The organism is Pseudomonas sp. NPDC089395 (genome assembly GCF_044749525.1).
Classification (GTDB): domain Bacteria; phylum Pseudomonadota; class Gammaproteobacteria; order Pseudomonadales; family Pseudomonadaceae; genus Aquipseudomonas.
This window is the reverse complement of the sequence record NZ_JBIVID010000013.1, coordinates 116,909-127,915: the sequence shown is the minus strand read 5'-3', so window position 1 is coordinate 127,915 and position 11,007 is coordinate 116,909. Positions and strand designations below refer to the sequence as shown.

The 11,007-nt window shown below is 63.9% G+C and carries 9 protein-coding genes; all 9 read left to right on the top strand.

Going from position 1 to position 11,007, the window contains the following annotated elements:
• The first annotated feature begins 261 nt into the window (after positions 1-261).
• The 9 genes from ACIPZG_RS23650 (at position 262) to purF (ending at position 11,004) form a co-directional block, all read left to right on the top strand.
• Positions 262-1,266 (top strand): aspartate-semialdehyde dehydrogenase, encoded by a 1,005-nt coding sequence (locus tag ACIPZG_RS23650; protein ID WP_400717393.1) that lies wholly within the window; start codon positions 262-264, stop codon positions 1,264-1,266.
• 71 nt (positions 1,267-1,337) lie between these two features.
• Positions 1,338-4,004, top strand: coding sequence for a FimV/HubP family polar landmark protein (locus ACIPZG_RS23645; RefSeq protein ID WP_400717391.1), 2,667 nt, complete (start codon positions 1,338-1,340; stop codon positions 4,002-4,004).
• Between the two features lie 91 nt (positions 4,005-4,095).
• Entirely contained in the window at positions 4,096-4,956 is an 861-nt protein-coding gene (truA, locus tag ACIPZG_RS23640; protein ID WP_400643182.1) for a tRNA pseudouridine(38-40) synthase TruA, read from the top strand.
• Between the two features lie 60 nt (positions 4,957-5,016).
• Positions 5,017-5,637 carry a phosphoribosylanthranilate isomerase gene (locus tag ACIPZG_RS23635; protein ID WP_400717389.1) on the top strand — a complete coding sequence of 207 codons (621 nt, stop codon included), beginning with the start codon at positions 5,017-5,019 and terminating at the stop codon, positions 5,635-5,637.
• Between the two features lie 223 nt (positions 5,638-5,860).
• Positions 5,861-6,754 (top strand): acetyl-CoA carboxylase, carboxyltransferase subunit beta, encoded by an 894-nt coding sequence (gene accD, locus ACIPZG_RS23630; protein WP_400717387.1) that lies wholly within the window; start codon positions 5,861-5,863, stop codon positions 6,752-6,754.
• Positions 6,754-8,040, top strand: a complete 1,287-nt coding sequence (folC, locus tag ACIPZG_RS23625; protein ID WP_400717384.1) for a bifunctional tetrahydrofolate synthase/dihydrofolate synthase — start codon at positions 6,754-6,756, stop codon at positions 8,038-8,040. Before accD ends, folC begins: the two co-directional genes overlap by 1 nt.
• Before the next feature lie 4 nt (positions 8,041-8,044).
• Entirely contained in the window at positions 8,045-8,716 is a 672-nt protein-coding gene (locus ACIPZG_RS23620) for an SPOR domain-containing protein (protein ID WP_400717382.1), read from the top strand.
• A 182-nt stretch (positions 8,717-8,898) separates the two neighbouring features.
• Positions 8,899-9,456 (top strand): CvpA family protein, encoded by a 558-nt coding sequence (locus ACIPZG_RS23615; protein ID WP_008090143.1) that lies wholly within the window; start codon positions 8,899-8,901, stop codon positions 9,454-9,456.
• A 42-nt stretch (positions 9,457-9,498) separates the two neighbouring features.
• The gene (gene purF, locus ACIPZG_RS23610; RefSeq protein WP_400643177.1) at positions 9,499-11,004 is read left to right on the top strand and encodes an amidophosphoribosyltransferase; all 1,506 of its coding nucleotides are present in this window, start codon (positions 9,499-9,501) and stop codon (positions 11,002-11,004) included.
• The last annotated feature ends 3 nt before the right edge of the window (positions 11,005-11,007 follow it).

Genomic DNA, 11,007 nt, shown 5'->3' with positions numbered 1-11,007 from the left:
CCCGGGAGGACCGCGCTGCAGGCCCCATCCTGGGGCCCAGCGCTTGACGGGCATCCATGCCCGTCACCTCCCTCCGCAAGACCTCCGCTCGGCCTTCTGACGTCGCAATTGGCTGTGACTGAGCTACCGCGCGCTTAAAAGCAAGATCAAGATCAAGATCAAGATCAAGATCAAGATCAACAGCTTTGGGGGCGGCACAGACAAAACTCTACAATCCAAGTAAAGTGCCGCCCCCGCCGTTTCAGCAAAAGGATCCCCACCATGACCCAACCCTTGGACATCGCCGTCGTCGGCGCTACCGGTAGCGTCGGTGAAACCCTCGTTCAGATCCTCGAAGAACTGCAATTCCCGGTCGCGACGCTGCACCTGCTGGCCAGCATGGAGTCGGCGGGTAGCAGCGTGATGTTCGCCGGCAAGAAGGTCAAAGTCCGGGAAGTGGACAGCTTCGACTTCGCTCAGGTCAAACTGGCCTTCTTCGCCGCCAGCCCAGCCGTCAGCCGCAGCTTCGCCAGCAAGGCCCAGCAGGCAGGTTGCACGGTCATCGACCTGTCCGGCGGCCTGGACGACGCCTTGGCAGTGGTGCCGGAAGCCAATGCTGAGCGCATCGCCGGCCTCGAAATGCCCGCGCGCCTGGCCAGCCCAAGCTCCGCAGCCGTTGCTCTGGCCGTCGCCCTGGCGCCGCTCAAAGGCCACCTGGATATCGAACGTGTACAGGTCATGGCCGCGCTGGCGGTGTCCGCCCAAGGGCGAGAAGCCGTCAACGAACTCGCCCGGCAGACTGCCGAGCTGCTCAATGCCCGCCCGCTGGAGCCGCGCTTCTTCGACCGTCAGGTGGCCTTCAACCTGTTGGCCCAGGTCGGTGCCGCCGATGCGCACGGCCATACAGCCCTGGAGCAGCGCCTGGTGGGCGAATTGCGCGTATTGCTCGGACTGCCCGAACTGAAGATTTCCGTGACCTGCGTTCAAGTCCCGGTGTTTTTCGGCGATAGCTTCAGTGTGGCCGTACAGACTCACGCGCCGGTGGACCTGGACGCCGTCATCCAGACGCTCGAGGCAGCTGACAGCATCGAGCTGGTCGAACGCGATGATTATCCGACGCCGGTCGGTGACGCAGTCGGGCAAGACGTGGTCTATGTTGGTCGTGTGCGCCATGGAATAGACGAGCAGCAACAGCTCAACCTCTGGCTGACCACCGACAACCTGCGCAAGGGCGCCGCGCTCAATGCCGTCCAGGTGGCGCAATTGTTGATTAAACACATGGCGTAAAAGATACTGGCGAGCACTTTTGTCCCGCTCCGCCTGCGGGTTTCGGGACGATTCATACAAGGGAAGAGGTCATGCTTCGAATTCGCAAACTGGTTCTGGCTATGGCGGCAGCGTCGGCGCTGTCGTCTGGCATGGCGAATGCCCTGGGGTTGGGTGAGCTGACGCTCAAGTCGGCACAGAACCAGCCGCTGGACGCCGAGATCGAATTGCTCGATGTGCGCGACCTGACCGCTGCCGAAGTGGCGCCGAGCCTGGCGCCGCCGGAAGAGTTCAGCAAGGCTGGGGTGGCCTATCCGACCTACCTCGAAGACCTGACCTTTACCCCGGTGATCAACCCCAATGGCAAGAGCGTGCTGCGAGTCACTTCAAGCCAGCCGCTGCCCGGTACGGTGGTCAAGTTCCTGGTCCAGGTGATGTGGCCCCAGGGCCGCCTGCTGCGTGACTACAGTGTGCTGCTCGACCAGGCCAAGGCCCAGGGTCAGGACCCTGCCGCGGCGAACGTCACCCCCGCGGTCAGCAGTGCCGGCAGCTACACCACCAAGCGCCGCGATACCTTGTGGCAGATCGCCGAGCGCAATACCCAGGGTGGCGGTTCGGTGCAGCAGACCATGATCGCCATCCAGGCGCTGAACCCGGACGCATTCATCGGCAACAACATCAACCAGTTGAAGGTGGGCCAGGTATTGCGCCTGCCCGACCAGCAACAGATCCAGAGCATCCCCCAGGGCGAGGCCAATCGCGAAGTGGCCGAGCAGTATGCGGCCTGGCGTGAAGGCCGGCGCCTGGGGCCGCGCGCGCGGCAGCTCGATGCTACCCGCCGCGGTGCGGCCGATGCAGCACCCGAGCGTATTGCCCAGGGCGACAACCTGCGCCTGGTCAGCCCAGGCAACCAGGTGGGCGCCGGCAACGCCAAGGCGATCAACGACAAGTTGGCCGTGGCCCAGGAAAGCCTGGACACCAGCCGCCGTGACAACGATGAGCTCAAGGGCCGGATGACCGACCTGCAGAGCCAGCTCGACAAGCTGGAGAAGTTGATCCAGTTGAAGAACGATCAGCTGGCGCGCCTGGAAGCACAGGGCGCCGCCGATGAGGTGCCGGCAACGGCCGCCTTGCCAGGTGAAGCGAGCCCGGCACAATCGGCAGAGCCTGTTGTTGCTCCGGCGCCTGCCGCTGTCGATACCGCACCTGAAACGGCTCCGGCCAGCGAGCCTGTGCCTGCCGTCCAACAGCCGAGCGCGCTGGACGAAATGCTGGGCAACCCGGTCGTGCTTGGCCTGGTCGCCGGCTCCGCGTTCCTGGTCCTGCTGCTTTTGTTGCTGCTGCTGGCGCGCAAGCGCAAAGCCCAACAAGAGGCTGAAAAGCACCTGCGCATGGCGCGTGCGCTGGCCGAGGAGGGCGAGCGCAACTCAGACCTCGACCTGCCATCGAGCAGCTTCGATGAGCTGGACGTTTCCGCGCCGAGCGTTACCTTGTCGCCGGCTGTGGTGGCGGCTTCGGCTGCAGCGGCGGTTGCCGCCGAGAAAGTGGCCGCGCCGGCCCCCGTGGCCCCAGCGCAGGATGCCAATGCCGAGCTGCTGGCCGAGGTCGATCAAAGCCTGGCCCGTGGCCGTCTCAATCACGCAGCCGACCTGCTGGAAACGGCAGTCGCCGCGCAGCCTGAGCAAGACGGCTTGCGCCTGAGGTTGATGGAAGTCTATGCCCGCCAGGGCGATCACAGCGCTTTCGTCGAGCAGGAGCGCAAGCTTTCGGTTAGCGAAGAGAACACGGCTCAAGTCGGTGCGCTGAAAGAGCGCTTCCCGGCCATGCTCGGCGTCGCTGCCGCAGGGCTGGGCGCGGCGGCGCTGGCGGCTGAAATGGACGAGCAGTATGTTCAGGAGCTGCTGCAGGACGAACCTGAAACAGCGATTGAAAATGAGCCTCAGGCGCAAGCCGTGGCCGAAACCGAGCCGACTCCTGTCGGGGCGCCAGAGCTGGATTTGGAGGCACCTGAGGCGGACCTCGATGCGGCTGCCGAGGCGTTCGTCGAGACTTCGGTTCTCGATGACAACGACCTGGACAGCGCCTTCGACCTGAGCCTGGGCGACGAGCTGCCAGAGATCGACCCGCTCGAGACCCCACTGCTGGATGAAGCGCCATTGCCGGAGCCGCAGGTCGACGCTGACGTTGCAGGGCAAACCGATGCCGATGAAGATTTCGAAGCCTTGCTGGCGCAGGCTCAGGCCGAGCCACAAAGCATCGATGATCTGGCCGATTTCGACCTGGACATGGGAGAGGCGGTCAGCCCGGCTGTGGCGCCCGAGGAGCCGGTGGACGTCGCCGCCGAACTGGCAGCCTTCGATGCGATTCCGGAATTCGATCCGATTTCCGAGCTGGAGCTGCCGGAGGACTTCGACCTGTCACTGTCGCTGGATGACCAGTCGCCGGCGGCCCAGAGCTTTGCCTCGGAATTGAGCGACGTCAACGCCGAGCTGGACAAGCTGTCGCAGAGCCTCGAGTCGCCATCGCTGGAGCCGCACTTCACGGCCGCCGATGCCGCCCAGGAGCCGGAGCCGCTGGACGACCTGGACTTCGATTTCTTCTCCGGTAGCGACGAAGTGGCGACCAAGCTCGACCTGGCGCGCGCCTACATCGACATGGGCGACCATCAGGGTGCGCGCGACATCCTCGATGAAGTGGTCAAGGATGGCGATGACGGCCAGCGCCAGGAAGCCGAGGAGATGCTTTCCCGGTTGGTCTGAGGCCCGCACTGGCAGCACAAAACCGACGGCAGCCCAACAAGGCTGCCGTTGTCGTTATAATCCCGCCATTCCGTATTACCCCACAGGTTTCATGCGCTTGGACATCATCGACACCGCTGCCTCCGAATCTGCCGCCGAAGGCTTCACCCGCATCGCCCTGGGCGTGGAATACAAGGGCTCGCGCTACCGCGGCTGGCAGCGCCAGGCCAGCGGCGTGCCCAGCGTCCAGCAGGCGCTGGAGCAAGCGCTGTCGAAAGTCGCCAATGAACCGATCAGCGTAGTCTGTGCCGGACGCACCGATGCCGGCGTGCATGGCTGCGGCCAGATCGTGCACTTCGACACCTGCGCCGTGCGCGACGAGCGCGCCTGGACCTTGGGCACCAACTTCAACCTGCCCCACGACATCAGCGTGGTCTGGTCGCGACCGATGCCGGCGGACTTCCATGCCCGCTTCAAGGCCTGCGCCCGGCGCTACCGCTACGTTATCTACAACGACCCGATCCGCCCGGCACACCTGGCCGAAGAAGTCACCTGGAACCACCGTCCGCTGGATGTCGAACGCATGGCCGAGGCGGCGCAGTACCTGCTCGGCACCCACGACTTCAGCGCTTTCCGTGCCAGCCAGTGCCAGGCCAAGTCGCCGATCAAGCACATTCATCACCTGCGCGTCACGCGCCATGGCCAGATGATCGTGCTGGACGTACGCGCCACCGCGTTCCTGCATCACATGGTGCGCAATATCGCCGGGGTGCTGATGACTATCGGTGCCGGTGAGCGTCCTGCCAGCTGGGCCCGCGAGGTGCTGGAGGGGCGCAATCGCCGTGAAGGCGGGGTCACGGCGCATCCCTATGGCCTTTACCTGGTGCAGGTGGAATACCCAGAGGAATTCCAGCTGCCACAGCGTTACATTGGCCCACACTTTCTGACCGGTTATGAGGCGTTGGCGGACTGACGGGCGAAAAGTCATTTGCTACCATCGGGCCTTTCACTATCCACTCAGGGTTCGCAGTCCATGAGCTACGTTCGCAGCAAGATCTGCGGGATCACCCGTATCGAAGACGCGCTGGCCGCCGCCGAAGCCGGGGCCGATGCCATCGGCCTGGTCTTCTATGCCAAGAGCCCGCGCGCCGTGGACGTGCGCCAGGCGCGGGCGATCATCGCCGAGTTGCCGCCCTTCGTGACCACCGTCGGCCTGTTCGTCAATGCCTCGCGCTGCGAGCTCAACGAGATTCTCGAAGGCGTGCAGTTGGACCTGCTACAGTTCCACGGCGACGAAACCCCGGCCGATTGCGAGGGCTATCATCGCCCCTGGATCAAGGCATTGCGCGTGCGCCCCGGTGATGACCTGGAAGCCGCTTGCCAGCACTATGCCGGTGCCCGTGGCATCTTGCTCGACACCTATGTGGCCGGTGTGCCCGGCGGCACTGGCGAGGCCTTCGACTGGTCGCTGGTGCCAGCACGGCTGAGCAAGCCGATCATTCTCGCCGGTGGCTTGTCGGCGGATAACGTAGGCCAGGCGATTGCCCAGGTACAGCCTTACGCGGTGGATGTCAGCGGTGGCGTGGAGCAGGCCAAGGGCATCAAGGATGCTGCCAAAATCGAAGCGTTCATGCGCGCGGTGAAACAGGCGTGATGCCAGATGTGACGGCTGGCTGCGCGCCATCGTCCATAGCTATCGCAGCCCTGCTGGGTGGCTGCCGGCATGCCGGGCAGCCGACGCACACATTGAAGACGGCGCGCTGCGCAGGCAGCCCCTGCGGCCGGGCCGTCATCGTTTCATAGAAGAATTTGAGCTCAAAGGGCAGGGCTTGGCCGGCCAGACCGGTCCCCGCCCGCCAATACTGGAGAAATAAAGCATGAGCAACTGGTTAGTCGACAAACTGATCCCTTCGATCATGCGTTCCGAGGTGAAGAAGAGCTCGGTGCCAGAAGGCCTGTGGCACAAGTGCCCAGCCTGCGAGGCCGTGCTGTATCGTCCGGAGCTGGAAAAGACCCTGGATGTCTGCCCCAAGTGCAACCACCACATGCGTATCGGTGCACGTGAACGTATCGATATCTTCCTCGACCCGGAAGGCCGTGCGGAGCTCGGTGCCGAGCTGGAGCCGGTTGACCGTCTGAAGTTCCGTGACGGCAAGAAGTACAAGGACCGCCTGACCGGTGCGCAGAAGCAGACCGGCGAGAAAGACGCCCTGATCTCCATGAGCGGCACCCTGATGGGCATGCCGATCGTGGTCAGCGCCTTCGAGTTCTCGTTCATGGGCGGCTCCATGGGCGCCGTCGTCGGTGAGCGCTTCGTACGCGCCGCCAACTACGCCCTGGAAAACCGCTGCCCGATGGTCTGCTTCTCGGCCTCTGGCGGTGCGCGCATGCAGGAAGCGCTGATCTCGCTGATGCAGATGGCCAAGACCTCGGCCGTGCTGGCGCGCCTGCGTGAAGAAGGCATTCCGTTCATCTCCGTGCTGACCGACCCGGTCTACGGTGGTGTTTCTGCCAGCCTGGCGATGCTGGGCGACGTCATTGTCGGTGAGCCGAAGGCGCTGATCGGTTTCGCCGGCCCGCGCGTGATCGAGCAGACCGTGCGTGAAAAACTGCCGGAAGGCTTCCAGCGCAGCGAGTTCCTGCTGGAGCATGGCGCCATCGACCTGATCATCTCGCGTGGCGACCTGCGCCCACGTCTGGCCCGCCTGCTGGCGCAGATGACCGGCCAGGAAACGCCAGAGCAGGCGCGTGAGGCGGCTGCGGTCGCGTGATGACGAAGCGCAGCCTGGGCGAGTGGCTCGCCTACCTCGAACAATTGCATCCTTCGGCCATCGACATGGGCCTGGAACGTTCGCAAAAGGTGCTTGCCCGGCTGCAGCTGGGCAAGTTGGCACCGCGTGTGGTGACCGTCACCGGCACCAACGGCAAGGGCTCGACCTGCGCATTCGTGGCATCGATGCTGCGGGCCCAGGGCCTCAAGGTGGGGGTTTACAGTTCGCCCCACCTGCTGCGCTATAACGAGCGGGTGCTGATCGATGGCCAGGAGGCCAGCGATGAGCGCTTGTGCGAGGCCTTTGCTGCCGTTGAGGCGGCGCGAGGTGAGATTTCCCTGACCTATTTCGAAATGGGCACCCTGGCAGCGTTCTGGTTGTTCCAGCAGTCCCGTCTGGATGCCGTGGTGCTCGAAGTAGGCCTTGGCGGTCGCCTGGACACCGTCAACGTGGTGGATGCCGACCTGGCCCTGGTGACCAGCATCGGTGTCGACCATGTCGACTACCTGGGCGATACCCGTGAGCGGGTGGCCTTCGAGAAGGCCGGCATCTTCCGCCAGGGCAAGCCGGCGCTGTGCGGTGACCTCGATCCGCCGCAGCCGCTGCTGGACAAGGCGCGCGAGTTGGCTGCGCCATTGTTCCTGCGGGGGCGTGATTTTGACCTGGAAAGTGCTGAAGGCGTCTGGCACTGGCGTGGCGTCACGCAGGGCGGCACCGCGGTGCAGTTGCGCGACTTGCCATTGCTCGACTTGCCAATGGAAAACGCCACGCTGGCGCTTCAGGCCTACCTGATGATGGGCCTGCCATGGGATGCCGGGCAGATCCGTCAGGCGCTGCTCGCCACCCGCATTACAGGGCGTCTGGATCGGCGTGTGGTGCACTGGCAGGGCAAGCAGGTGGAGTTGCTGCTGGATGTGGGTCACAACCCCCACGCCGCGGAGTATCTGGCCCGCCGCCTGTCGGCGCGCCCACTGCAAGGTCGCCGTCTGGCAGTCTTCGGCCTGCTCGCCGACAAGGATTTGGCTGGCGTCATCGCGCCATTGCAGATGCTGGTCGACGAATGGGCAGTCGCACCGCTGGATACGCCCCGCAGCCGTCCGGCCACCGAGCTTGCCAGTGCCTTGACGAACTGCGGTGCCACGGTGAAGTCTTATGCCAGCGTCGACGCCGCCCTCGAAGGGCAATGCGCGCAGGCGACGGCGGATGACCAGATCCTGCTGTTCGGTTCGTTTTTCTGTGTCGCCGAAGCCCTGGAGTGGCTGGAGCGGCAGGCCCTGGAGGGGTGAATAGATGGCAGTGCTGGATAAAGGGATGAAACAGCGCATGGTGGGTGCGTTGGTGCTGGTGGCGCTGGCGGTGATCTTCCTGCCGATGCTGTTCACCCGCGAGGACGAGATGCGCCAGGTGCGTGTCGAGGCCCCGCAGGCCCCGGCGATGCCCAGTCTGCCTGAAGTCAAGGTGGATCCGGTTGCAGTGCCCGAGCCGCAAGCGCTGCCGGAAGAGCCGCAACAGCCGCCCGTGGTGGTGAACGAGTCCACTGCGCCGGTGGCCACGCCGAGCCAGCCGATCACCCCGTCGCCGCAGACTCAGGCACAGGTTCAGCCCAAACCGCAGACGCCGGTGCCAACACCTGCGCCGGCGCCCAAGGTCGAATCGCGGCCGGCTGCGACGCCTGCGCCGGCGGCCACCGCCAGCGCGCCGTCGAAGATCGATGCCAACGGCTTGCCGGTGAGCTGGTCGATCCAGCTGGCCAGCCTGTCCAACCGTGCGGGTGCCGAGAGTTTGCAGAACACCCTGCGCAGTCAGGGTTACAACGCCTATATCCGTTCGGCCGGCGGCATGAACCGGGTGTATGTCGGCCCGTTGATCGAGCGCGCCGAGGCCGAGCGGGTGCGCGATGCGATCAACCGCAAGCAGAACCTGAAAGGTTTCGTGGTGCGTTTCCAGCCGGAGCGTGGCTGAAGTCCAAGGCGGATCGCCGCGGCGTCGCTCCCAGTGGTTTTTCTTGACTTCAAAGTCCACGAAAGCCCGTGGGAGCGGGCTCGCGCCGCAAACGGACCTCTGTCAAACGACCTGACATTCCGCTTACCCCCAGCCCCGCGCTCTGGTAAAATGCGCCGCCTCAAACGTCTGTAGGCAGCACCGTGGCATTTACCTGGGTTGATTGGGCGATCATCGCGATCATCGCCGTTTCCACACTGATCAGTCTCAAGCGCGGCTTCGTCAAGGAAGCCTTGTCGCTGCTCATCTGGATCATTGCCGGTGCGGTTGCCTGGATGTTCGGCGGGTCGCTCTCGGTGTACCTTGAAAGCTATATCCAGACCCCGTCGATGCGCATCATCGCCGGTTGCGCCATTCTGTTCGTCGCTACCTTGCTGGTAGGGGCCATGGTCAATTTCCTGGTTGGCGAGTTGATCCGCGTGACCGGCCTGTCCGGCACCGATCGTTTCCTCGGCATGGCCTTCGGCGCTGCGCGCGGAGCCTTGCTGGTGGTGGTGGCCATCGGCCTGCTCAGCCTGGGGCCGGTGCAACAAGATTCCTGGTGGCAGGAATCGCGCCTGATACCACAATTTCTATTGGTCGCTGACTGGTCGAAGAACCTGATCCTGGGTTTCAGCAGTCAGTGGATGTCCAGTGGGATGATCAGCACTCCGGCTGATCTTCCGTTCAAGGAACAGTTGCTCGGGCCCGCAAAGCCTTGAGCGCCTTTCGTGCAAGTTTCATCAATGTAGGGGTTGCGTCGCATGTGTGGCATCGTCGGTATCGTCGGTAAGTCGAACGTCAATCAGGCGCTGTATGACGCGCTTACGGTCCTCCAGCACCGCGGCCAGGACGCTGCCGGTATCGTGACCAGCCACGACGGCCGGTTGTTCCTGCGCAAGGATAATGGCCTGGTGCGCGACGTTTTCCAGCAGCGCCACATGCAGCGCCTGGTGGGCCACATGGGTATCGGCCACGTGCGCTACCCGACCGCGGGCAGCTCCACGTCGGCCGAGGCCCAGCCGTTCTATGTCAACTCGCCCTACGGCATCACCCTGGCGCACAACGGCAACCTGACCAACGTCGAGCAGCTGGCCAAGGAGATCTACGAGTCCGACCTGCGCCACGTCAACACCAACTCTGACTCCGAAGTGCTGTTGAACGTGTTCGCCCATGAACTGGCCGTGCGTGGCAAGCTGCAGCCGACCGAGGAAGACGTGTTCGCTGCGGTGTCCCACGTGCACAGCCGCTGCGTTGGCGGTTACGCGGTGGTGGCGATGATCACCGGTTATGGCATCGTCGGTTTCCGCGACCCCAACGGCATTCGCCCGGTGGTGTTCGGCCAGCGCCACACCGATGAAGGTGTGGAATACATGATCGCTTCGGAAAGCGTGGCCTTGGACGTGCTCGGGTTCACCTTGATCCGCGACCTGGCGCCGGGCGAAGCGGTCTACATCACCGAGGAAGGCCAGCTGTACACCAAGCAGTGTGCGCAAAGCCCGAAACTGCAGCCGTGCATCTTCGAGCACGTTTACCTGGCCCGCCCTGATTCGATCATCGACGGTATCTCGGTGTACAAGGCACGTCTGCGCATGGGTGAGAAACTCGCCGACAAGATCATGCGTGAGCGGCCGGAACACGATATCGACGTGGTCATCCCGATCCCGGACACCAGCCGTACTGCCGCACTTGAGCTGGCCAACCGGCTGGGCGTGAAGTTTCGCGAAGGCTTCGTCAAGAACCGCTACATCGGCCGTACCTTCATCATGCCCGGCCAGGCCGCGCGCAAGAAATCGGTACGCCAGAAGCTCAATGCCATCGAGCTGGAGTTCCGCGGCAAGAACGTGATGCTGGTCGATGACTCGATCGTGCGCGGCACCACCTGCAAGCAGATCATCCAGATGGCCCGCGAAGCCGGGGCCAAGAATGTCTACTTCTGCTCCGCAGCCCCTGCGGTGCGCTACCCCAACGTCTACGGCATCGACATGCCGAGCGCTCACGAACTGATCGCCCACAACCGTACCACCGAACAGGTGGCCGAGTTGATTGGCGCCGACTGGCTGGTCTACCAGGACCTGCCGGACCTGATCGATTCGGTCGGTGGTGGCAAGATCAAGATCGAGCACTTCGATTGCGCGGTGTTCAATGGTGAATACGTCACCGGCGACATCGACGAAGCCTACCTGGATCGTATCGAGCAGGCCCGTAACGACCTGGCCAAGGTAAAGACCCAGGCCGTCAGTGCGATCATCGACCTCTACAACAACTGATCA